Here is a 23,424-nt window from a genome sequence, read left to right as displayed (position 1 = left end):
GCGAAGTCAGGCGCCATGCTGACCGCGAACTGGTCGAGCATGGCGGCCTCGTGCGCGGCCCCGCATCAGCCCGCCGGCGCGGCCGCTTCGTCGACGATCGGTTGGCGGGCCATAAACCAGTAGAACAGCGCCGCACATCCGGCAATGATGCCGCCGGAGATGAATGCGAGCGCATAAGAGCCGGTGCGGTCGACAATAAAACCCGCGACGACCGGCGAAAACGCCCCACCGAAATAGCCGCCAAAATTCTGGATCGCGCTCACCGACGCAATCATCGACGACGGCGCGATATCCGCCGCGAGCGCCCATGCCGAGCCGACCACGGCCGCAATGAAAGCGAGGCCGACGGTGAACAGCACGAGTGTCACGCTGAGCGCATGAGTGAACGGCAACGCGATCGCGCACACCGCCGCGCCTGCCGAGCAGCACGCAATCAATAGCCGCTTCGCATCGATCGCCGAGGCGAGATGGCGGTCGACGATTTTCTTCGCCAGATAGCCGACCGCGATTTCACCCAGCGCGCCGCCCGCCCACGGAATGCCCGCGACCACACCGAGTTGCGCGAACGAGATGTGAAAACGGTCGAGCAGATAGAGCGGCAAGAACACCAGGAAAATGTTCCAGAGCCAGATGGTGCAAAAGTAGCCGAGGATCATGCCCCACACGCTGCGGCGGCCGAACAGCGAACGCCATTTGAGCGAGGAGGTCGCGAGCGACCGTTCGTGACCGCCGCCACCCGCTTCGATATAGGTGAGCTCGTCCTTCGACAGTCGTTTGCTGTCGACCGGATTGCGATACAGCAACAGGAACAGGAGCGCGAACGCGATCCCAACCGCGCCGGTGACATGAAATAGCGAGCGCCAGCCGAACGCGACCATTAACGCAACCAGCATGGCGGGCGCGAGTGCCGGTCCCCACTTGGACGACGAATCCCACACGCCGGTCGCAAAGCCGCGTTCCTTGGCCGGGAACCACGCCGCCGTGATTTTCGCCGAGGTCGGCCAGCACGGCGCCTCGCCCACCGCGAGCAACGCACGCATCACGAGCAGGCCGGAGATCGAACCCACTACGCCCGTCAGCCACGTCGCAACACTCCACCAGATCATGCCGAGCGCATACGCACGCTTCGCGCCGAAACGGTCGATCACCCAGCCCGCCGGTAACTGCATCACCGCATAGGTCCACGCGAACACGCTCCCGAGCAGACCAATCTGCGTGCGTGTCAGGCCAAGCTCCTGAATCATTCCGGGCGCGGCAATCGAAAGACTGGCGCGGTCCATATAGTTGATGATCCCGCCGATCAGCAACCAGATCAGAACGTGCCAGCGAAAATTGAAGCGGGCAGGCTGCGCCGCCGCGGCCGATACGGGAATGATGTCTTTGTCCAAATCGTGTCTCCGTCCAGATGGTCTGGTGGCCATTCATCATCGTCAGTGGCGTCTTTTAGCGCTGCGCAACGCGATGCTCACTTGCACGCACCGAGCGACAAGTGTACGGACGTGCAGGCATCGGCTCCAATGAGGAAACCGGATGGGCCGATAGCGTTTACGTTATCGGCGTCGGCGTCGGCGCGAGCGTGAAGAGACGAAAGCCGGGCGCGGCGTTATCGAGGTTGATCGGCCAACCCTGGCTATGAAGGACGCAACAGGAGCTTCTGCACGCGCCAGTTAAGAAGCTCGGCGACATACAGCACGTTCTCGGAAGGACACGCCATTTGATGAATCCAGCCGAACTGCTTCAGTTGCTTGCCGGATTGACCCAGCACGCCAAGCAGTTTTCCTTCGAGCGTCATTTTGTAGATGCGCCCCGGAAACGCGTCGGAACTGTAGAGCACCTGATTCGGGCCCGGAGAAATGCAGATCGCCCACGGTGAGCCTGGTGCAAAAGTGCCGGCGGCTATCGTGGCTTCGTCCGGCACGTTGCCGATTGCAGGTTGGGCGCCGGGCGGTACCGGTACGTCGATCGTGAACTGCCGCTGGAAATTGCCCTCGCCGTCGAAGACCTGAATGCGACGGTTGCTGCGATCCGCGACGTAGACGAGACCTTTGGCATCGACGGCGATGCTGTGCGGCGTATGGAACTGACCCGGACCGGTCCCGCGGTCGCCCCACGACTTGAGCCAGTTGCCGTCCTTGTCGACTTTCGCCACGCGGGAGTTGATATATCCGTCACTGATATAGGTGTTGTCCGCGCTGTCCCACGCAACGTCGGTGACCTGTCTGAAGCGGCCCGGCTCCGACGGCAACGGCGGATTCGGATGCTTGAGCGGACCGGTTTCCTCGTCCGCCGCTTCCTGCTTGCGGCCAAACACCATGGCTACGCGTCCCTCCGGGGTGAACTTGATCACCATGTCGGAGCCCTTGTCGGTCACCCAGATGTTGTCGTGCCGGTCCACCTTGACCGTGTGTGCGAACGACCAGGCATAGAGGTTGTGGCCGATTTCGCGGACGAACCGACCGTCCGGCGCGAACTCGAGGAGCTGGGCCGCGGCCGCGCCGTAGGCCGGGCCGATCGAGTTGCCGCGCGAGAGCACAAAAATATGCCCCTTCGAGTTGAAGCTCACGCCGGAGCACTCGCCAAAATAGACGTCGTTTGGAAGACGCAGCAGATTGGGAACCGACTCGTAAGCGATGCTCGGGACAGAATCCGCGTAGGCGAGACTGGGGAAGAGAGCAAGCGCCGCAGCGCTTTCGGCTGCCAGGGTGAGAAAGCGCCGCCGGGTAAAGACCGCGCTCGGGGAATCGCTACAGCACAGACAGGAGTACGACTGGTTGTCGTTCATTGGCTTGTCTCCTTTTCGCTCGCTGTGCGGGACAGCGACGTTGTCGGTTTTCGCGCCGGGTTTTCGCGAAGATATACACGGCATGTCCGAATAACAGGCGCAGCAGGTCCTACACGCGGGAGGATACACCGAGTGGGTGTTGCCGATCGGCTTCGGGTCAACCGCGTCCAGGTAGAAGCCGAGGCAGAGGTGCACGCAGATTCCCGGCATGCATCAGATCACGCGTACTATCCCGACTATCCGGTTCACGAGCCGTGCTCAACGGCCGCAACCGCCACGCGCCGCGCGTCACTCGAGGTGATATCCATGCTCAGGAATGTTTCGCAAGCAAGCTTCGCCACCATCGCCGTATCCATGCTAGCCGCGTGTGCCATGCCACCCGCGAGTCCGTCGAATGCATCCATCGACCCACCCCAGGCCGAGCGTGTGATGACACTCGCCGCGTCCGGCGTGCAGAACTATTCGTGTGAATTCGACGCGCAGCATAGTCTGCGATGGGTGTTCAAGAGTCCGCAAGCCACGCTCTACGACGCGAGCGGTCACGCCGCGGTTCGACACGGCGCAGGGCCGTCCTGGGAAGCGGAAGACGGCAGCCGGATCGTAGGCCATGTGCTCGCACAGCAGCCCAGCGAAACGCGGGCGAGCATACCGCAACTGTTGCTCGAAACGCATAGCACGTCCGGCAACGGCACACTGTCAGCAGTGCGGTATGTGCAGCGCGTGCATACCGTCGGCGGGTTAGCGCCAACGGCGCCGTGTTCGACGGAACATGAGACCGGAAGCTCGCCCTATCTCGCGGACTACGTGTTCTACCGGTAGCAGCCCACGCTTCGTGTCGCGCGCTTACTTCAGGTTGGGCTGGCTCGGCGGCGGCAGTGATGGATCGAGTTTCGCCGACTCTTTGACAAGCTGATCCGTCATCGCAGCCGCAACCGGATTCGAGCCGGGACGATATGGATCGTTACGGCCAGGCTGCACCGGCGGAGGCGGCAATGACGGATCGAGTCCGGCGGATTGTTTGACCAGTTGATCCGTCATCGCGGAGGCAACCGGATTCAGGCCATGACGATGCAGACTGTCACTCCTGCTTTCGGTTCGTGAAGCTGGGTCGGTCTTCGATTCAACGTGACCACGAGCGGCGACCGATTCGCGTGCTCGCGTGGCCGGCCGTGGCGCCTGTTCGACGGCTTTAACTGGCTGCGAGTCCGATGCCGGCACCACTGTCCCAACCGTGGACTGCCCGGAGCCGGTCGCCGCGTTGCCCGAGAGCGGCGCTGCGCCGACCACACTTCCCGCGATCACATGGGTGTCGCCCGATTGCGGGGAAACCGCGGCCACTTCCACTGAGCCGTTCGTCGTGACGTCGGTGTCGGCCGTCGAGCGATGGCTTTTTTGTAACAGTAAAAAAGCGCCGAATACCAGCTCGATGAGAAGCACTCCGACTATCAATGATCTGCGTACATTCCTCATATTAACCAACGATTCGTTCAATCGAGACGATTGGATTGATGAGAGCCGTTCGCCCTGAGACCATGTCGAACGGCAGGTTCGCAGTCTGAGCCTGCGATGGATTGATGTGGGGATGACTGCGTGGCCCGCACACGTTGATCGTCCAGCGGCAAAAGGGTCCGGGGATTCACGCCGCCGGACGGCACTGGGCATGCTTCGTATGCTAATGCGAAAAAACAATCTGTGCTGAATGGCCGCGAAATCCGTACGGGAGTGCGGGCCCGCGCGGGTATTCTCCGCATCGCGGCCACGCGGGACTACACGGCGATGTAGTAGAACATTCGCCTCGGGAGAGACAATTTTCTCGTCCGGAGTTGTCAGCTTTTTGTCGGCAACGAGCTAGTTCCCTTTGTGATCGATGCGCGATCAATGCACGCACGATTCATCCGACGATCCGTGCGCGGCGTGGTGCAGAAACTGCTACCGCCCGTTAAGGTTTGCCCCTGAGCGTAAACGGTGCCAACAGTGAGCGCACATCGACCTGTTGCCCCTGGAGCAGAAGCAGCCGCGCGTGCAGCACCGTATTCTCGAGAACAAGCTTGGCGGTGCTCAGCAGATACAGCGCGTGGATGTCGGAGATCGACATATTGCCTGCTTCGACCATGTGGTGACGCTCGACGAGTGAACTCATGACAAGGCGCCTGAGTTCCTGTTCTCCAAATGGAAGGTCCGCGTAGTCGATCGGGTCGTTGGCTTCGACTTCCCGTAGCAATTCCACCAGCGTTTCCGTGCTCACGTCCATGTGCAGGCTCCACGTTGTCGTTTAAGACCAGCATAGCCAAACAGAGTCACCAGCACTCACAGCCTACCGCGTCTATCCGCAGGAGTCCAGGTACGACCGTGAAGCGCGGGTGCATCGAAAAAAATTCGCGCGAGCGAGAGATAGTGAAAACGGGCTGTCGAATTAAGCGCCGCAGTAGAATGGCCCCCGGATAAGGAGGCTCATCGATGGCAAAGATAACGAGTGTCGACATTGAACAACTGCGCCCGCTTCAGGCAACGGTGGGCATGCTGGAAGTCGACGCAAAACGAAAACACCTTCTGGCGATGGATGCAAAGTCTTTGAAAGACTTTCTGAAAAGCGCGCCGATTCCAACCGTCATCGGCAAGCGTGACAAACACTACGTCATCGACCACCATCACCTCGCGCGTGCGCTGTGGGATGGCGGCATCAAAAAAGCATTCGCCATGGTCGTCGACGATCTGTCGCAATTGGCGGACGAGAAGTTCTGGGACACGGTGATTGCAAAACGCTGGGTGCATCCCTACGACGAACGCGGCATCCTGCGCGCCATTTCCGCGATTCCCGACGAAGTCTCCGCCCTCACCGACGACCCGTACCGCAGCATTGCCGCGTTCGTGCGGGACGCAGGAGGCTATCTGAAGACGCCCGAACCTTTCGCCGAGTTTCAGTGGGCGGATTTTTTTCGCACGCGCATTCCGATATGGACGAGCGACGCGCAGTTCAAGGCAGCCGTCGAGCAGGCCGTCCACCTTGCGTGGAGTCCTGACGCCCGGACGCTGCCGGGCTTCAGATCGCGACGGCTGAAATAACGTCGAGCTTACCCTCGCCGTTTCTTCTTCAACTCGATCGTTTCGAACAACTCATAGTTCTGCGTCGGGTTCTGGTCCGCCCCCGGCGCGTGATAGTAGTTCATCGTCACCGTGGTCTCGCCGCCCGGATGCCCCGGATCATGATCGAACACCGCGATGCCGTAACCCGTCCCGGTATCGCGTTGTGCCGACCAGATCGCATCTTCAACCGCATCCGCGCTCGCGCGTACGAAGGTACCCGCAGCCGTCCCGGCAACCGGACGATTCGGCCGCGTGAAAATGCGCGCCTGCGGCAAGCCGGTACCGGCATCCACCCCATACACATCGAGCGGCGCGCTCGTCCCGCCGCCGCCGAGAATCAGGTGAATGGTGCCGTGACTCGTATCGAACGTCGACGCCCCCGACGACACCGCCGACATCACCGGCCGCGGCTGCAACGTATCGACCACGCGCCCCGTGGCGATATCGGTGCCCTTGTTGTGATTGCAGCCGCGCACGGGATAGCTGCGCTCGTAATCATGGTCATGTCCGCACAGCACCAGGTCGACGCCGTAGCGGTCGAACAGCGGCAGCCAGGCTTCACGGATGCCCTTGTCCGAACCGTTGCCGGTCTTCGACGAACTCAGCGCGTCCTGATGCATCTGCACGATGATCCAGTCGACTTCGTCGTCTTCCGCTGCCCGGCGCAAGGTCCGCTCGAGCCAGCGGGTCTGCTCGCCCTCGCTATAGCCACGCACATAGAGCGACGTGCCCGGCTGAATCGGCGGATTGCCGGTGCTCGCGACCGGCACGAGTGGGCTCGGACCGGCAACGAACGCGGCGGCATCCTGATAGACCACGTCGTCCGCATCGAGCGAAATGAAGAGTACCGAGCTCACGCGGAAGCTGTACCAGCGCCCCTGAAAGCGCGTGTGATTTTCAGGCAGCGTATAGCGCGAGAGATACGACGCGAGACCTTGTTCGCCGTTGTGGAATTCGAGCTCGTGATTGCCCGGGCAAGGCATCCACGGACGGTTCGACGCCGAGGTCTGGCAGTTGTTGCCGAAATCGCGCCATACGTCGGGCTGGTGCGTCGGGTTCAGATTGGCGTAGCAGAGATCGCCGTTGAGCAAGTGGAACAGGGGCTGAAACCGCTCGACCGCCTGAACCGCAAAACGGCTCTGCGGCGACGACAGGACCCAGCCGGTGTTGGGCGTCGCGAGATCGCCGTAGCTCGTCCAGCGAAACGGCGCGCGGCCGCGGGGCGCAGTGCGGAAGCTCGCGGTAAAGGGCTGCGCCGCATTGCTGTCGTTGTCGGCGCTCACCTCGTATTCGTAGCTCGTGTCGGCCTTCAGGCCACGCAGACGCGCGTGGTAGGTGAACACGACCTCGCCGTTGATGCCATCGGTATAGGTGCTTTGAACGCCGTGCACCGTGTCTTTCGTCGCGCCCGCACCGCCGAAGCGCACCTTCGGATTGACTGCCGGCGCCGGCGACGCCCACGACACGGTGACCTCGCTCGTCGGATCGTTGCCCCAGGTCAGGTGGATCTGCTCCGGCGTGCCGTCGGGCGCACCGTTCGCGGCCCGTGCCGCCGAAGCGAGCGTGCCCGCGGCGGTGGCCAGGCTCGACGCACCGGCAAACTTCAAAAACCCGCGGCGCGAGACGATGCTGGCGCCCTGATCGGTCGGCAAATCTTGAGCGATTTTCTTGTTCGACATGGCTGGTGTTTTTGTAGGGGAGGTGGAAGGTCGCCAATCCGGACGGCAGGCTCACAGTGCGACGTGAGCCGCGATTGCCGTGCCGGACCAGGGCGCGACAGGGGTGATGGGGCATCCTAGTCGTGAAGCTATGACAGCCGGATGAAATGACCGGACGTGGCAAAATGCCGATCGGCTTTTTCAGGCGCGGCGGCGGCGCATTGCGGCCGGAATCGAGACGTCACGAACGGCTTGGCTGTCACGCCGAAATCCCGGGTTCGGCAGCCCCATTCATTAAGGGGCTGCATCCCTCACCCCGCCGCCGTGTAAACTGCTGACTTTTTTGACTCTGGTGGTATGGTGCAAGCCCCACAGCGCACAGCTTTCAGTGGCCCGGCGCTCATTCGTTTACTTGCTCGCCTGACGGACGTCGACGTTCCCGAATCCAGCCAATCGCTCTCGGACCGGCTCAGCCAGTGGCTCGGCTGGACCGACGCGATCGCGTTGTCCTCGGCGCTGAACAACAATCCGCCTGCGGTCGCCGCCGGCGCAAGAACCTTCGGCGACGCCGAAGAGAGCGAGTGCGCTCGCGTGCGCGCGTCGCTGGCGAGTGCCATCACCGGCGATAGCGTGTTTGCCGCCGCAAAGCGTCGCGGGTCTGCGGCGCAAGCGCTCGCTCAGGGAGCGCCCGCGGATGCGCCGGCCGACTACGCGGTTTTTCGTCAGCGCTACGTCGCCATGCAGCAGTCGATGGAGACAGGCGTCGGCAACCTGCGCGGCCGCCTGCGCGCCATGCTGGCCGCCAGAACGCCCGCCATGGCCCGGCTCGCGGTAGTGGACGCCGTGATGGAGCGCGCGCTCAGCGAACGCGAGCGGAGCCTGCTGGCCACCGTGCCCGGGATGCTGGCGGGGCACTTCGAGCGTTTGCGCCTGGCGGAGCAACAGACGCTAGCCGGCGCCGATGCCGAAACCGACGCCCCGGAGAACGCCGCCACGGCCTCACCCGCCACGCCCGGCGCCTGGCTGGACGCGTTCCGCAAGGATATGCAGAGCGTATTGCTGGCCGAACTGGAAATTCGTTTACAACCGGTCGAAGGGTTGCTCGCGGCCCTTCGCACCAGCTAACTGGGACACTATGTCCAGATATCTCAATCTTGTCGTTTTTCTCGTAGGTCTGGCCGCGGTGAGCTGGATCGGTGTCGGCTACGTCGGCTCGAATCCGCTGGCGTTCGCGGTCACGCTGTTGATTGGCGCCTGCTACGTGGCGGGTGCGCTCGAACTGCGACGCTACAGCCAGGCCACGTCCACGCTGACGCGTGCGGTTGCCGGCCTGTCCGCGCCGCCACCCGGCCTGGGCGCCTGGCTTGATACGTTGCATCCCAGCCTGCGCAATGCGGCGCGCCTGCGCGTCGAGGGTGAGCGCGTGGCTCTGCCGGGCCCGGCGCTGACGCCGTATCTGGTCGGCCTGCTCGTGTTGCTGGGCATGCTCGGCACGCTCCTCGGCATGGTGGCGACCCTGCGCGGCACCGGCATGGCGCTGGAAAGCGCGACGGACCTGCAGGCTATTCGTGCGTCGCTCGCCGCGCCGGTCAAGGGGCTGGGCTTTGCCTTCGGCACCTCGATTGCGGGTGTGGCCACATCCGCGATGCTGGGACTGCTTTCCGCGTTGTGCCGTCGCGAGCGGATCGACGCCGCGCAGATGCTCGACGTGAAGATCGCCACGACCTTGCGCATCTATTCACAGACGCATCAGCGCGAGGAAAGCTTCAAGCTCCTGCAGCGGCAGGCCGAGATGATGCCCACGCTGGTCGATCGTCTGCAGACGATGATGGCGGCCATCGAGCAGCAGAGTCTCGCCTCAAACGAGCGGCTGATCGCCAGCCAGGACGCCTTCCACGGCAAAGCCGAGGCCGCCTACACGCGCCTCGCTTCCTCCGTGGAGCAGTCGTTGAAGGACAGCGTCGCCGAAAGCACCCGCGCCGCCAGCGCGGCGCTGCAGCCGGTCATGCAGGCCACGATGGCGGGTCTCGCGCGCGAGACAGCCTCGCTGCACGAGACCGTCACGCACGCCGTGCAGCGGCAACTGGACGGGCTCTCGAGCGGATTCGAGACCACGACCGCCACTGTCGCCGGCATCTGGAACAAAGCGCTTGAGGAACATCGGCGATCGAGCGAGGCGCTCACCGAGCATCTGGGCACGTCGCTGGATCGATTCACCGAGACTTTCGAGCACCGCTCGGCCGGTCTGCTGGAAGGCGTTTCCTCGCGCCTGGACGCAACGGCGGGCAGCGTGTCGGCTGCATGGAACGAGGCCCTGTCACGGCAAGAGCAAGCCGGCGAGAAGCTGGCTGGCCACAATCAGCAAGCCCTGGCCGCCGCCGCGGCGACCTTCGAACAGCACTCGGCGTCGCTGCTGCACGCAGTGGGACAGTCGCATACGGATTTGCAGGCGGCATTGGCCTCACGAGACGAGCAACGGCTGACGGTCTGGACCGAAACGCTCGGTTCGATGGCCGCTGCGTTGAGCAAGGAGTGGGAGCAAGCGGGTACACGTACCGCGAGCAGGCAGCAGGAGATCTGCGACACGCTGGCGCAAACCGCACGCGACATCTCAACCCAGACCCAGGCGCACGCGAGCAGCACGATCGCCGAAATCGACCGGCTCGTACAAGCGGCTGCGGAGGCCCCCAAGGCCGCGGCCAATCTGCAGGCGGAACTCGCAGCGCGGGACCAGCAGCGATTGGCGGCCTGGACCGAGACGCTCGGTTCGATGGCCACGGCGTTGAGCAAGGAGTGGGAACAGGCTGGTACGCGCACCGCGAGCCGGCAGCAGGAGATCTGCGACACGCTGGCGCAAACCGCGCGCGACATCGCGTCCCAGACCCAGGCGCACGCGAGCAGCACGATCGCCGAGATCGGGCAACTCGTGCAAGCCGCGTCGGAAGCGCCCAAGGCCGCGGCGGAAGTCGTCGCCGAATTGCGTCAGAAACTCTCCGACAGCATGGTTCGCGACACCGCGATGCTGGAGGAACGCAGCCGCCTGCTGGCAACGCTCGAAACGCTGCTCGATGCCGTGAACCACGCCTCCACCGAACAACGCTCGGCCGTCGACGCGCTGGTCGCCACGTCGGCCGATCTGCTGGATCGTGTCGGCACCCGTTTCACCGACAAGGTCGAGCTCGAGACCGGCAAGCTGGGCGCGATTGCGGCTCAGGTCACCGGCAGCGCCGTCGAAGTGGCGAGCCTCGGCGAAGCATTCGGCGCGGCCGTCCAGGTGTTCGGCGAGTCGAACACCACGCTGGTCGCGCACCTGCAGCGTATCGAAGCCGCGCTGGACAAATCCCTCGCGCGCAGCGACGAGCAGTTGGCCTATTACGTTGCGCAGGCGAGAGAAGTGATCGACCTGAGCGTGATGTCGCAGAAGCAGATCGTCGAAGATCTGCAACAGCTCGCCGGTCAACGGGCGGCTGCGGGAGCTGAAGCCGCATGAGCGAGGAAATCGACGGCGGCGTAGAGACGGCGGCGCCCATATGGCCTGTTTTCGGCGACCTGATGTCGGTGCTGCTGGGCGCCTTCGTGCTGATCCTGGTGGGCGTCATCGGCGTGCAACTGGAACTGTCGACCAGGCTGGAGCAGGAGGTCAAGCAGCGTCAGATGGAAACGCAGCGTCGCAAGACCCTGGAGCAGGCGCTGGCAGGCCCGCTGGCAGCGGGCCGCGTGACGCTGGTCAACGGACGCATCGGCATTAACGGCAGCGTGTTGTTCGCGTTGAACTCCGATCAGTTGCAGCCCGAAGGACGGGATGTTTTAAAGAGCCTCGCTGGGCCGCTGTCCGCTTACCTCAAGACCAATGACGAGATCCTGATGGTGAGCGGCTTTACCGATGACCGGCAGGTGCGTGAGGCTAACCGTCGCTTTGCCGATAACTGGGAGCTGTCGGCCCAGCGCGCGCTGACGGTGACCCGGGCATTGATCGATGCCGGCGTTCCTTCCTCGTCCGTATTCGCGGCCGCGTTCGGTTCCCAGCAGCCCGTCAGTTCGAATGCCGACGACCAGGGCCGGGCCAAAAACCGGCGCGTGGAAATAGCACCGGTCCCGAGGCCTTCGACTGCGACGGTGAAGCCCGGTGAGTAGCGTGATTCGTTTGGATAGTGCGAGCGATGACGATGGCGCGAGCGCTGAGACAAGCGACGTGCGGGCAACGCTCGACGCATGGCGCAAGCGCGGCGCCGATCGTCTGGATCCTATCCGCTTTCATTTCATCGAGGCGCTGGATCGGCGGGCGGCCGGCCATAGCGGCGAGGTTCGGCGTCTGCTGGACGACAGGCTGTCCAAACTGATCAAGGCTTATGCTGACGATCTCGAACGGGCTGCGTCCGGGGCCGCCGATGCAGAAACTGGCGCTGACACCAGCACCGATACCGACGCCAACGCTAGCGTCCGCATCGTCTCATCATCCGCCGAAGCCGTTCGCGGAGCGCTGGCTGAACTGGTCAACTACATCGCCCACGCGCCAGCCGATGGAAACGACCCTGCAGCGGCCGCCCCCCGCCACGCCTCTTATCCGGAACTGGAAGCACTCGGTTACTTCCGGGAGACCTGGTCCAGGGTTCGGTCCGAGAAACAGTTGCGGCAGTCGCTAAAGAAAGCGCCGGGTAATGCCGGTCCGCTCAATTCGAGCAGCCTCGTGCATCGGTCGCTCTCGCTGATGCGCGAACTGTCGCCTGGGTATCTCCAGCAGTTCCTGTCGTATGTCGACGCTTTGTCGTGGATGGAGCAGATGAACGGCGGCGGCGCATTGCCGGCCAAAGATGCGCCTCGCACCGCAAACACGAGGAAAAGCGCCCGGAGCAAACCGCGTTAGTGCCGTGAAAACGGATAAATCGACGCTTGAACCACCACAGTCGGACCAGAAACAATCTTTCGGTCTGCGCCGTTTTCACGCACGACATCGCGATTTAGAAGCGTACCTCTATTTGGGATAATCAGTTTGTACTAGCTGGTTAAAGCCCGAAAATGTTCGAATCCCTGCTGTCCGACGAAGATTGGCAACGCATTGCCCACCTGTTCCACCACGACACCGCGCCAAAAGTCGGCCGACCACGGCGCGATCCGCGCGAGATCGTGAACGCCATACTGTGGATCGTTCGCAACGACGAAAAATGGCAGCGTCTCCCCGCAAGCTTTCCACCATCGCAAACCTGCTACATCAAATGGCTGGAGTGGCGGCGTTCCGGAACGATGTCGAAGGTCTTCGCCGAACTTGGCATGAGCGAGCAGTTAGAACATTGATTGCTCGCGCGCGATGAAATGAAACAGAACAGGAAGAATCGAGACGCCGCGGATCACATCGATCCGCGGGCTGCGCCGGCCAACCGTCATCAGGTCCGATCCGAAGCCCACTTCACGAATGCAGCGCCGACTTCCCGCAAGACGGCCTCGCGAGCGGGCATGCCAAGCGCCGGCGCATCGTAATAGGCTGCGATGAGAAGCGGCGCACGCTGTGGTGGCCGCACGATCGCATAGTCGTTGGTTTCTTCTTCTACGCTGGTTCCGGGTCTGTCACCCGCGATCCAGTCCGGCGGCAAAGCTGCGCGAAGCCGGTTCAAACCTGGCTTGCAGGCAATCATCCAGTTTTCCAGTTGCGCACGCGATTGGGGACTCAGCACGTTCCCCAGCAGAATTTTGCTCGCCGACGTCGTGATCGATCGCGGTGTCGTGGTGTCGAGCACCCCGCTAGTTTTGTTCGACTCGGGTTCGTACCGATCGGAGCGCGTCACCGTATCGCCGAGACCGCGAACGAATTGCGTCAGACCGGCGGGACCGCCGGCGCTTTTCATCAACAACACGGCCGCCGTGTTGTCGCTCACTTCGACGATGGCCTGGCACAACGCGCCGACCGACATCGCGCCTTCTGCGGCGTGTGCCTTCGTCACAGGCGAGGTAAAAACAAGGTCTTTCTCGGTGTAGCGAACCAGGCGGGCAAGATCCTCCTTGCCGGCATCCACACGTGATAGCACCTGCGCGGCGAGCAAACCCTTAAACGTGCTGCACATCAGAAAGCGCTCGTCAGCACGATGCGCCAGCGTTCGGCCCGAACCGGTATCGATAGCGAACACGCCAAGACGTCCGCCATTGCGGCGCTCGATATCGGCTAACGGGGATGCATTTGCGGCCAGCGTGGAGGTAGCGCCAAGACTGAGAAGTATGGGCAACCCGAACGTCAAGCGCCGGCGTGTTGCAGAGAAGGTCAAGGAATCGCCCTCAAATTCAATTCGCTCACGAGAAATTTCCATGCTTGCGTTGCGGCAGGCGCCGGTCCCGGCTCACCATAAAAAACGGGCCAGCCCCGTGAAGGGCTGGCCCGTTCATTACGCAAAAATCACGTCTGAGGATTCGCGTCGTCTGTGGTTTGAGCATTGTCGGCGTCGTCCTGCTTCTCGCCTTCTTTCTTCTGGACCAACCCCTCCAATGCACCGGCGCCTTCAAAGCCCGCAACCGCTGCAATGCCCTTTGTGAGCAGGCCTGCATCCGGATCGACTTTTTCTGCCGCTTCAACGGCTGCCACTGCACCAGCGATCTTGCCTACTTCGTCCAAGAGTCCCATTTCGCCCTCCGCGAGAAAAAGTGAAATGCCATCCTCTCACGAACTCGACGCCTTGTCGTCAAATGTAAAATTGATTTACCAGTTCACGCTCAAACCGAAATGGCATTGAAAGAAATCGCTCATGCACACGCTTAAATCGCCTTCGTCACCGGCGCGGTTGCAGCGGGATCGGTAATGCTCGTGCGGCCCGTTTCCACATGCCCCGCTATACGCCGCAACCAGCCGGCATTGCCCGCAACCGTCAATTGAAAGTCATACCACTGGCTGCTGCACGACAGATCCCAGTGTGCCTCCACACTCTTCCCCGCCGGCACGGTCAGCGTGCGCGGCGCCTGGCCATAGGCGACGTCGGTCGCGGTGACCGTCAGCGGCGTGGTCCCCGCATTTGACAGCGTCACGTAGACGTTGCCGTTGGCCACGTCGTAACAGGTCACGACATCCGGCTTTGCCGCGGCATCCGCACTGGACGAACCCGCGAAGCGCCGGAAATAACCGTTCGGGCCGTAGACGTTCACCATGTAATTGCCGTTCGCGTCGAATGCCCACGTATCGGTCAACTGCTTGCCGGCTTCGACGGTATAGCGACGCGGCATCGCGGTCGGGTCGCCCGTGTACACCCAGAAATGCGCGCCCTGCGTGCCGGTGTTCGCCAACGTCAACGCATATCCTTGCGACTGCAACTGCCCGTTCACATGCAACTCATACGGCAGCGCACGCGCGGGCCGCGTGCCCGACTCCTGCGCCGTCACCAGTTGCTGCGCCGTGCTCGCCGGAGCAGCCTGCGCGGTAGAACGCGCACATTGCAGATCGGCCTGCGCCACGTAAGTTTGCGTACTCGGCAACGACGGCACAGTCGCGTCGGACTTCGAAAAATCGAGCGCCGAGGAGAGATCGCCACAGACAGCGCGGCGCCACGGCGAGATGTTGGTTTCGATTACGCCAAAGCGCTTTTCGATAAATTGAAGCACTGACGTGTGATCGAAAACCTGCGAGCACACGAAACCGCCCTTCGACCACGGCGACACAACCGTCATCGGTACGCGCGGCCCAAGGCCGTATGGCAGGTTGTCGGCGGTGTACGTGCCGGCCTGCGTCGCGGTCACGACGTTATGCCGTTCCAGCGAGATGTCCACGGTACTCATGCCCGAGCCTGGTACCGTCGGCGCTTGCGGCGGCACCACGTGGTCGAAGAAACCGTCGTTCTCGTCATACATGATGAACAGGACGGTCTTGCTCCACACGTCGGGATTCGACGTCAGCGCGTCGAGGATCGTCGAGATGTAATTGGCGCCGTAGAGCGGCGTGAACTTCGGATGCTCCGAATACGCGGCGGGCGGCAACAGCCAGGACACTTGCGGCAATGCATTGGCCTGCACGTCGGCCTTCAACTGCGTCAGCGTACGCGTGCTCATCCCGCGATTCTGCAGCGATGAACCGGCCGGTGCGTTCACAAAGTTCTGGAACGAGGCCAGCATGTTCGTGCCGTAGTTGCCGCTGAAATTATCGAAGCCGGTGCCCTGCTGATAGATCTGCCACGAGATGCCCGCGGTTTCGAGCCGCTCGGGGTACGTGGTCCAGTTGAAGGGCTGCAGCTTGATGGTGTCGAACTGGTTGTCGATGTAATCGGTGTTGTCGAGCAGCGGCCCGCCACCTGTGGCGAGCGGGTCCACCATCCCCGTCATCAGATACATGCGGTTCGGGTGCGTGTTGCCCGGGATCGAGCAGAAGTAGTTGTCGCATACGGTGAAGGCATCGGCGAGCGCGTAGTGGAACGGAATGTCCTCGCGCACGTGATAGCCCATCGTCATGTTGGTTTTCTGCACGGCCCACTTGTCTGCACGGCCGCTGTCAATAGCACCATGCGTGGTGGCCCATGTATGCGGCAAGCCGCCGATACACTGCGCGTTGACGTTCGGATTGGTCGTGTCGTAGCGAAACGGCGCGATCACTTTCGTCTGATCCTCCTGGCGCGGCTGGAACCACACCGGCTGACCATTCGGCAGCGTTACGGGGAAGCGGTCGTTATATCCACGCACACCGCTCAGGTGGCCGAGATAGTGATCGAACGAGCGGTTCTCCTGCATGAAGACAACAATATGCTGCACGTCCTGGATCGTGCCGGTCACCGAACTCGGCTCGATGGCCAACGCCTTGCGGATCGATTCGGGAAACAGGGTGGTGGCGGCTGTCGCGCCTGCGAGTCCGGCGGACAGCTTCAAAAAATCTCGACGAGTTTTGGTGACCATGCGATGAACCTGATTGGAATTCCGAGCTTAGGAAGCGGGCGGGACGAAGCCCGGCGGGCAACTCATGCGCGCGTTCACAACGGTGGCATTGCCGCATGCTGCCTTGACCGGCGTGGACGATACGCCGTCGCTGCAGGCGCCAAGTAGCGCTGCCGCAGCAACAGAACAGATGAGCGCAAAAAGCCGGAATGCCGACGTCGGCATGGAGGTCTCCGTGAAAATGAATGACGGACGCGATCGCGCGTCGGCAACCGTCGCACTCTGGCGCAAGCGGTGCCGAGACAATAATTTCGATTTATTACACGCGAGTGTCGTATCGGAAAGCAGATGAACTGGGTGTAATCGCTAGCGCCTGGGTGGCTGCGGACTATTCGCGGGATTAGTATCGAACCGGGCGACGCTTTTAATGCCATCGTCACTGGCGAGCGCCGTCAATTCAGCTTCCAGCGCGTCGGCGACTTGCTTGCCGTATATCTCGTCGCCATTCACGTAGACAGTGAACGATTGCAAGTACTTCGCTTTTTTCTCCGGGTTCTCAATGGTCTGCCGGGTCCATTGATAAAGCGGATAGTTTTCCGGGCCGTGCTTTTCCGCTTCACTCACGTAGTCGGCGAAAGCGTCGAATTGACATTTCAAAATCGCGTTGTGCTTGCGCAGCACATTGCGAAGCGCAGCATGCGAGGCACACGTCGGGTCTGCACGCAGATTGTTTGCAAGTTCGAGGGAGACGGTGATTCTTAGCTGGAATTGCCATGTAGGTTCCATGTGGACCTCGGTAGCGAATCATGAGCGCGCGCTCGTGGACATTAAAGAAGGTAGCATGCCCGCGAGCCGTCTGCGTTTCGAATCGAAGCGCTAATTCTCAGTCGGCCACTCACGTTAGTTGGCAACACATCTACTTCAAGTTGCTGTTAGACAAGCAGTCCATCAGCACACTGCTCGCAATCCAGCAGCGTGAAAACCCGGCACCGCCTATCGAGCGGCAAGGCGGGATGCCCGTCCCGATGGCATAGCTCGTGCTTTTGTAGTCCATAGGGTCAAGAGCCTGGTCGCTCTGGCTTACTCCATCTACCGACTCAAGAGCAGGCGCATGACATCACAAAACTCGCGTGAAAAACACCCGCTTTCGTACGGCACAGACTATGAACAGTTGGCTACCAGGTTCAGGCCGATCTTCAACCGGATCGCGGAAGGCGCGCTCGAACGCGAGCGTACTCGCACGCTTCCCTATGAGCAGATTGTCTGGCTCAAGGAGGCCGGCTTCGGCGCCGTCAGAGTGCCGCGCGAATACGGCGGCGCCGGCGCGTCGCTTCCGCAACTCGTGCAACTCCTGATCGAACTGGCCGAGGCCGATTCGAGTTTGCCGCAAGCGTTGCGCGGGCATTTCGCCTTTGTCGAAGACAGGATCAACTCGGCACCCGGCGCTGCACAGGAAAAATGGCTGCAACGCTTCGTGGCGGGGGAAATCGTAGGCAATGCGTGGACCGAAGTCGGTGCGGTCAAGATCGGTGACGTAATCACGCGTGTCTCGCGCCACGGCAACCAGTGGGTCGTCAACGGAACCAAGTACTACAGCACGGGCAGCATCTTTGCCGACTGGATCGACGTCTACGCGCAGCGCGACGACAACGGCGCCGACGTTATCGCCGCAGTGAGCACGCATCAGTCAGGCGTCAAGCAAAGCGACGACTGGGATGGCTTCGGCCAACGCACCACCGGAAGCGGGACATCGGTATTCGACAACGCCGTAGTCGAGGAAGAGAACATTATCGATTTCTCCACGCGCTTCAAATACCAGACTGCCTTCTATCAACTCGTATTGATCGCCGTGATCGCGGGGACGGGGCGCGCCGCGTTGCGCGACATTTCGCATGAAGTACGCAAACGTACCCGGGTTTACAGTCACGGCAACGCGCCACGCGTCAGTGAAGATGCTCAGGTGCAGCAGGTGGTGGGGCAAATAGCGGCACGCGTGTATGCGGCAGAAGCGGCCGCCGTGCGGGCCGCGGAGCCATCGCAGAGGGCGTACGAAACACGCTTCGGTGCGGATCGCGATGCTGAACAAGCTGCGAACGTGGCGGCCGAAATTGAATCGGCAAAGGCCCAAGTCGCCGTGGCCGGTTTGATTCTGCCGGCAACCACCGACCTGTTCAATGCACTCGGTGCTTCGGGCACTAGCGAAAACAAACTGTTGGACCGCCACTGGCGAAATGCACGCACCGCTGCGTCACACAATCCGCTGATCTACAAGGAGCGGATCGTGGGTGATTGGGAGATCAACGGTACTCAACCTCCGTTTGTCTGGCAGATCGGCAATAGCAGATCGGTAGAGTAATCCGTTTGTGCCGCGGTGTGTTGGATCGAGCGTGGGCCGGTTTCGCAACCGGCTCGCGCATCGCCGTATCGCCGCATGCGGAAGAATAGTGCGTATCACGCATGGCCTGCTCATCCCATGCCTACTTCTGCGCCGAAATCTGCTTGGCCCGGATCAAGCGCGCGCGCAACACATTGCGACTAATGCCGAGCAGTCTCGCGGCCTGAATCTGATTCCGGTAGCAGAAGTCGAACGCCACGCGCATCACCGTGTCTTCGATCTGTTCGAACAAGTTGCCTTCAGCGTTATCGAAAAGATGACGCAACGCCTCCTCCAATCCTTCCAGCGGCGTAGACGCAACAGGTTCAGTGGCCGCTCGCCGCGCGGCATGAATCCCGAACGACGACATCTGCAGATCGCTCTCACCTAGCGAATCGCTGCGGCACACCAGCAACGCATAGTGAATAACGTTCTCGAGTTCACGAATGTTGCCGGGCCAGCTATGTTCCAGCAACTTTCGCTCCGCGCGCGGTTCGATATCGACTGGGCCGTAGCCCAGCCGGTTCCGGTACTCTTCAATGAAGTAGCGGGCCAGCGGCAGGATATCGCCGGGCCGGTCGCGCAGTGTCGGCACGGCGAGATGCACCACGTTCAGCCGATAAAACAGGTCCTCGCGAAAATGGCCCGCCGCCACCGCGTCCTGCAAGTGCACATTGGTGGCGGCCAGCACGCGCACATCGATGGGAATGCTCCTGCGCGAACCGAGCCGCACGATCTCACGTTCCTGCAAGACGCGCAGCAGCTTGACCTGCATCGACAGCGGCAGATCGCCGATCTCGTCCAGAAACAGTGTCCCGCCGTTGGCCGCTTCGAACCAGCCGGGTTTGGCGCAGAACGCGCCGGTGAACGCGCCTTTCTCGTGGCCGAACAACTCGCTCTCCACCAGCGATTCGGAGAACGCCCCGCAATTGACCGCGACAAACGGGCCGTCCTTGCGAGCACTCAGGTTATGCACATGACGTGCGACCAGCTCTTTACCCGTTCCTGTCTCGCCGATCACGAGCACGTTGGCGTCGCTCGGCGCCACCATGCGAATACGTTCGAGCAGCGCCAGCGATTGCGGATCGGAAAAGATCTGAGCAGTCGCGCGAATCGACGTGGTCAGCGTGCGTTTGTCTGGCATCGTCAGCACAGGCAGTACTTCCGTTCTCGCGATGGCTGGCCGGTCCGGTAATACGTGATTGAGTGAATAGTTCATGAGTAAAAGCTCGGCGTCGGATATCGTTGCGTCAGGGCCCATTCGCCGATTTCTCGAAGCTTATAGGCAAGCGGATCATGAAGCGTATGAGTGCGCAGATTTCGCCAGTGGCGATCCAGCCGCAGCGCGCCGTGCGTCGCGCGCGCGCCGGCCACATCGAACATACGGGTACAGATGGTGAGCCCGATTTCTGTGGCGGCGACTTTGGCCGTTGCGACCGCCAGCGCCACTTCGCCGCGCTCGGCGTCGGTCAGCGCGTCCGCTCTGTTCCACGCCGCATCGAAACAGTCTGCCGCGCGGTCGGTCAATAGCCGCGCCGCCTCGAGACCCGCCCAGAACTCGCCGTACTGACCGAGGATATAAGGATCCGCCGCGGTGGTTTGCACGCCGGACGTATGCCACGGACGCGCTTCATGAAGCGTGTAATGGCGGGCATCGTTGAACGCGCTTTCGCCAATGCTGAGATAGACATTCGTCAGAATCAGCTGCGCGAGCAAGGGGCGCAGGCAGGCAAAAGGCGTCGACAGCGGTCCGGGGTCGGTCAGAATTTCGTGATTCTCCACCCGCACCTTTTCCAGCGTCACCGTGCCGCTATCTGTCTGGCGCTGGCCGATGTTGTTCCAATCCTCCGCAACGGAAATGCCGGTGCGCCCGGTCGGTATGGCCGCGACCAGCAATGTTCCGGTACCGGCGTCTCGCGCGGAAGCAATCAGCATTTCTGAATCGAGCGCGCCGGAACAGAAACTCTTCTGCCCGCTGAACTCGCGCCAATCCGCGTAAGAATGGCTCACGGCCCGCTCATCGAGCGGGTTTAACGCATTGCCCCAGAACCATTGGCGGCGGGCTGTCTGCTCGAACCAGGCGCGCCACTGCTCCGGCGAGCCGAACAGACGCACGGTCGCCAGCATCAGATGATGGAAGCCGAACACGTGGCCGAGCGAACTGTCGGCCCGGCCGAGTGTGCGGACCACATCCAATGTCTGCCGCCAGTCGGTGCCGAGGCCGCCTTGCGCCTCGGGAATGCTCATTGCAAGAAGACCGCTGGCGCGCAATGCGTCCCGCTCCGCCTTCGGCGTGCCACCCCGCGCGTCGCGTTCAGCGGCGGTTATCGCAAAGGCGGTCGCGAGTCGCTGCGCGATCTGCAGAGGCGTTTCAGCTACCGATGCGGTCGCCGCGTCCGGTAGTAAGGAAGCCGGGGCATCCGGCAGTACGTAGGTCGAATTCATATAGGCAAGAGCACTCACCCCGCTACGTGCGGGCGCGGACTGTCATTTTTACGGGTGGCGAACGGCGTCGATCAGGATTGCTTCCTCAGAAACATATTCTGACCATCTACCGCGATTTCCGATGCATTTTGTTGTGGTAACCAAAGTCGAATTGCTGCTTACGCAGCAGCATCGTTATGGATGCTGCTTCAGCATCAGCACCACCCCCACTCCGCGCCTCTCAGGCAGCAGAGCTACCGGAATTCCGTAAGTCCGCACCTCCATCGCAGGACCGCCTCGCTGCTGCTCCAGCAGCAGCGCTGAGGCCATATTGCTTCGTCAGCTTCATACGTCAGCCTGCAATGGTTCTATGCCACCGCGATATGCGCGGTGGCAAAAACCTCAAACGGTTATGCCATTTGACTTGGCACGCGATCGGTGTGGGTCCGCAAATTCCTCCCATGCCCGTCCTGTCCTGGCAAAACCGGATGGCACGGTATTCGCTAAATAGCCTGCATTCCCGATTAATTCGCTTTCGCCTGAAAGGATCGTTCGAATGAGCAAGAGATTGAAAGTGGCCGCCGTCTCCGGTGGATTGCAACGGCCGTCGCGCACCCTCGTCGTCGTTGAACGCCTGCTCGCCTCGCTCGGCGACGCGCTGCCGATCGATACGCATCTCGTCGAATTAGGGCAGATCGCCTCGCGCCTCGCCGGCGCGGTCCAACGCACGCAGGTGCCGGCTGACGTGGAAGCGCACATCAAGGCGATTGAATCGGCGGACCTGCTGGTCGTCGCAAGCCCCGTTTATCGCGGGTCGTATACGGGTCTCTTCAAGCATCTGTTCGATCTCGTACATCACGAGGCGCTGTTCGACGTACCGGTTCTGCTCGCTGCAACAGGCGGCAGTGATCGTCACGCGCTCGTCATCGATCATCAACTGCGTCCGCTGTTCAGCTTCTTTCAGGCTCGCACGCTGCCGGTTGGCGTGTATGCGTCGGAAACGGATTTCAACGGCTATGCGATCTCGAACCCGGCACTGGAAGAGCGCATTGCGCTCGCAGTGACGCGCGCGCTCCCATGGCTGCATGCCGGCCGCCTCCCCGCTTCGCTCCCGCAAGCCGCAACGCTGGCTGCATAAACCCCTTACCCCATTATCAGGAACATCATGAGCCAGAACCCTTCTCACGACGATGCCGTCAAGTTCGCCTACTGGGTGCCCAACGTCAGCGGCGGTTTGGTAGTCAGCACGATCGAGCAGCGCACCGACTGGAGTCTCGAATACAACGAGAAGCTCGCGCAAACCGCGGAGAAAGCGGGTTTCGAATACGCGCTGAGCCAGATCCGTTTCACCGCCGGATACGGTGCGGAATATCAGCACGAATCGGTTTCGTTCAGCCAGGCCCTGCTGCACGCAACGACCAAACTCAAAGTGCTGGCCGCAATTCTGCCAGGGCCGTGGCACCCCGCTGTCGTCGCCAAACAACTGGCCACGATCGACCATATTTCGAATGGCCGCATTGCGATCAATGTGGTGAGCGGCTGGTTCAAGGGCGAATTCACCGCGCTCGGCGAACCGTGGCTCGAACACGACGAGCGCTATCGCCGCTCGAAGGAATTCATTCAGGCCCTCAAGGGCATCTGGACGCAGGACAATTTCACCTTCAAGGGTGACTTCTACCGCTTCAACGATTACACGCTGAGTCCCAAGCCGGTACAAAAGCCGCATCCGGAAATCTTCCAGGGCGGCAGTTCACGCGCCGCGCGCGACAACGCGGCCAGCGTCTCCGACTGGTACTTCACCAACGGCAATACGCCGGAAAATCTGAAAGCGCAGATCGACGACATTCAGGCCAAGGCGGCGAAAAACAATCACAAGGTGCGCATCGGCGTGAACGCGTTCGTGATCGCCCGCGATACCGAAGAGGAGGCCAAGGCCGTGCTCGCCGACATCATCAAGCATGCGCACGTCGAAGCCGTGCACGCTTTCGGCGACGCCGTCAAACAGGCGGGTCAGGCTTCGCCGGAAGGCGAAGGCAACTGGGCCAAGTCGAGTTTCGAAGACCTCGTGCAATACAACGATGGTTTCCGCACCAATCTCATCGGTACGCCGCAGCAGATCGCCGAGCGCATTGTCGAACTGAAATCGATCGGCGTGGATCTCGTGCTGACAGGCTTTCTCCATTTCATCGAAGAGGTGGAGTATTTCGGCAAACGGGTTCTGCCGCTGGTGCGCGAACTCGAACTCAAGCAACAGGCCAAGGCTGCCTGAA

21 protein-coding genes are annotated in these 23,424 nt (G+C 61.8%); 10 read left to right on the top strand and 11 right to left on the bottom strand.

Annotated elements, in window-relative coordinates; translation table 11 throughout:
* Positions 1-65 precede the first annotated feature (65 nt).
* Positions 66-1,388 carry an MFS transporter gene (locus ACOSV0_RS23845; protein ID WP_434114283.1) on the bottom strand — a complete coding sequence of 441 codons (1,323 nt, stop codon included), beginning with the start codon at positions 1,386-1,388 and terminating at the stop codon, positions 66-68.
* 242 nt (positions 1,389-1,630) lie between these two features.
* Positions 1,631-2,782 (bottom strand): peptidyl-alpha-hydroxyglycine alpha-amidating lyase family protein, encoded by a 1,152-nt coding sequence (locus ACOSV0_RS23840; protein ID WP_434114280.1) that lies wholly within the window; start codon positions 2,780-2,782, stop codon positions 1,631-1,633.
* 306 nt (positions 2,783-3,088) lie between these two features.
* Between ACOSV0_RS23840 and ACOSV0_RS23835 the strand changes: the two genes are divergently transcribed.
* Complete coding sequence (locus ACOSV0_RS23835; protein WP_434114278.1) at positions 3,089-3,601, top strand: DUF3455 domain-containing protein; 513 nt, start codon at positions 3,089-3,091, stop codon at positions 3,599-3,601.
* Between the two features lie 24 nt (positions 3,602-3,625).
* Here ACOSV0_RS23835 and ACOSV0_RS23830 read toward each other — a convergent pair whose 3' ends face one another.
* Positions 3,626-4,219 (bottom strand): hypothetical protein, encoded by a 594-nt coding sequence (locus ACOSV0_RS23830; protein ID WP_434114275.1) that lies wholly within the window; start codon positions 4,217-4,219, stop codon positions 3,626-3,628.
* A gap of 502 nt (positions 4,220-4,721) precedes the next feature.
* Entirely contained in the window at positions 4,722-5,033 is a 312-nt protein-coding gene (locus ACOSV0_RS23825; RefSeq protein WP_434114272.1) for a hypothetical protein, read from the bottom strand.
* A gap of 206 nt (positions 5,034-5,239) precedes the next feature.
* On the opposite strand from ACOSV0_RS23825, the gene ACOSV0_RS23820 reads away from it, so the two are divergent.
* Complete coding sequence (locus tag ACOSV0_RS23820; protein WP_434114269.1) at positions 5,240-5,845, top strand: ParB-like protein; 606 nt, start codon at positions 5,240-5,242, stop codon at positions 5,843-5,845.
* Between the two features lie 8 nt (positions 5,846-5,853).
* Here the strand turns inward: ACOSV0_RS23820 and ACOSV0_RS23815 are convergent, their stop codons facing one another.
* On the bottom strand, positions 5,854-7,545 hold the full coding sequence (locus ACOSV0_RS23815; protein ID WP_434114266.1) for a purple acid phosphatase family protein: 1,692 nt from the start codon (positions 7,543-7,545) through the stop codon (positions 5,854-5,856).
* 336 nt (positions 7,546-7,881) lie between these two features.
* Here ACOSV0_RS23815 and ACOSV0_RS23810 point away from each other — a divergent pair, with 336 nt between their 5' ends.
* The 5 genes from ACOSV0_RS23810 (at position 7,882) to ACOSV0_RS23790 (ending at position 12,816) form a co-directional block, all read left to right on the top strand.
* Positions 7,882-8,649, top strand: a complete 768-nt coding sequence (locus ACOSV0_RS23810; RefSeq protein ID WP_434114264.1) for a DUF3348 domain-containing protein — start codon at positions 7,882-7,884, stop codon at positions 8,647-8,649.
* Positions 8,650-8,659: 10 nt separating this feature from the next.
* Positions 8,660-11,014: a DUF802 domain-containing protein gene (locus ACOSV0_RS23805; RefSeq protein ID WP_434114261.1), complete on the top strand. Its 2,355-nt coding sequence runs from the start codon at positions 8,660-8,662 to the stop codon at positions 11,012-11,014.
* Positions 11,011-11,658, top strand: a complete 648-nt coding sequence (locus ACOSV0_RS23800; protein WP_434114260.1) for an OmpA family protein — start codon at positions 11,011-11,013, stop codon at positions 11,656-11,658. The genes ACOSV0_RS23805 and ACOSV0_RS23800 overlap by 4 nt, the downstream gene beginning before the upstream one ends.
* A 1-nt stretch (position 11,659) precedes the next feature.
* Positions 11,660-12,388, top strand: a complete 729-nt coding sequence (locus ACOSV0_RS23795) for a DUF2894 domain-containing protein (protein ID WP_434114257.1) — start codon at positions 11,660-11,662, stop codon at positions 12,386-12,388.
* 152 nt (positions 12,389-12,540) lie between these two features.
* Positions 12,541-12,816, top strand: a complete 276-nt coding sequence (locus ACOSV0_RS23790; RefSeq protein ID WP_434114256.1) for a transposase — start codon at positions 12,541-12,543, stop codon at positions 12,814-12,816.
* A gap of 89 nt (positions 12,817-12,905) precedes the next feature.
* Here ACOSV0_RS23790 and bla read toward each other — a convergent pair whose 3' ends face one another.
* The 4 genes from bla to ACOSV0_RS23770 form a co-directional block, all read right to left on the bottom strand.
* On the bottom strand, positions 12,906-13,739 hold the full coding sequence (bla, locus tag ACOSV0_RS23785) for a class A beta-lactamase (RefSeq protein ID WP_434114253.1): 834 nt from the start codon (positions 13,737-13,739) through the stop codon (positions 12,906-12,908).
* Positions 13,740-13,906: 167 nt separating this feature from the next.
* Complete coding sequence (locus ACOSV0_RS23780) at positions 13,907-14,131, bottom strand: hypothetical protein (RefSeq protein WP_434114252.1); 225 nt, start codon at positions 14,129-14,131, stop codon at positions 13,907-13,909.
* Between the two features lie 131 nt (positions 14,132-14,262).
* Complete coding sequence (locus ACOSV0_RS23775) at positions 14,263-16,377, bottom strand: phosphocholine-specific phospholipase C (RefSeq protein WP_434114250.1); 2,115 nt, start codon at positions 16,375-16,377, stop codon at positions 14,263-14,265.
* A 345-nt stretch (positions 16,378-16,722) separates the two neighbouring features.
* A complete protein-coding gene (locus ACOSV0_RS23770; protein WP_434114248.1) occupies positions 16,723-17,142 on the bottom strand; it encodes a hypothetical protein in 420 nt (139 codons plus the stop codon).
* 325 nt (positions 17,143-17,467) lie between these two features.
* Here ACOSV0_RS23770 and ACOSV0_RS23765 point away from each other — a divergent pair, with 325 nt between their 5' ends.
* Complete coding sequence (locus tag ACOSV0_RS23765) at positions 17,468-18,712, top strand: acyl-CoA dehydrogenase family protein (protein WP_434114247.1); 1,245 nt, start codon at positions 17,468-17,470, stop codon at positions 18,710-18,712.
* 121 nt (positions 18,713-18,833) lie between these two features.
* Here ACOSV0_RS23765 and ACOSV0_RS23760 read toward each other — a convergent pair whose 3' ends face one another.
* On the bottom strand, positions 18,834-19,949 hold the full coding sequence (locus ACOSV0_RS23760) for a sigma-54 interaction domain-containing protein (RefSeq protein ID WP_434114245.1): 1,116 nt from the start codon (positions 19,947-19,949) through the stop codon (positions 18,834-18,836).
* Entirely contained in the window at positions 19,946-21,175 is a 1,230-nt protein-coding gene (locus ACOSV0_RS23755) for an acyl-CoA dehydrogenase family protein (protein ID WP_434114244.1), read from the bottom strand. The genes ACOSV0_RS23760 and ACOSV0_RS23755 overlap by 4 nt, the downstream gene beginning before the upstream one ends.
* 535 nt (positions 21,176-21,710) lie before the next feature.
* Here ACOSV0_RS23755 and msuE point away from each other — a divergent pair.
* Together msuE and sfnG are read left to right on the top strand one after the other, a co-directional pair.
* Positions 21,711-22,292 (top strand): FMN reductase, encoded by a 582-nt coding sequence (gene msuE / locus ACOSV0_RS23750; RefSeq protein ID WP_434114242.1) that lies wholly within the window; start codon positions 21,711-21,713, stop codon positions 22,290-22,292.
* A gap of 27 nt (positions 22,293-22,319) precedes the next feature.
* Positions 22,320-23,423, top strand: coding sequence for a dimethylsulfone monooxygenase SfnG (gene sfnG / locus ACOSV0_RS23745; protein WP_434114239.1), 1,104 nt, complete (start codon positions 22,320-22,322; stop codon positions 23,421-23,423).
* The last annotated feature ends 1 nt before the right edge of the window (position 23,424 follow it).

The sequence above is a fragment of the Paraburkholderia caffeinilytica genome (assembly GCF_051027425.1).
GTDB lineage: Bacteria > Pseudomonadota > Gammaproteobacteria > Burkholderiales > Burkholderiaceae > Paraburkholderia > Paraburkholderia caffeinilytica_A.
Note: the sequence above shows the minus strand (reverse complement) of the source record. Positions and strands in the feature narration are given on the sequence as shown.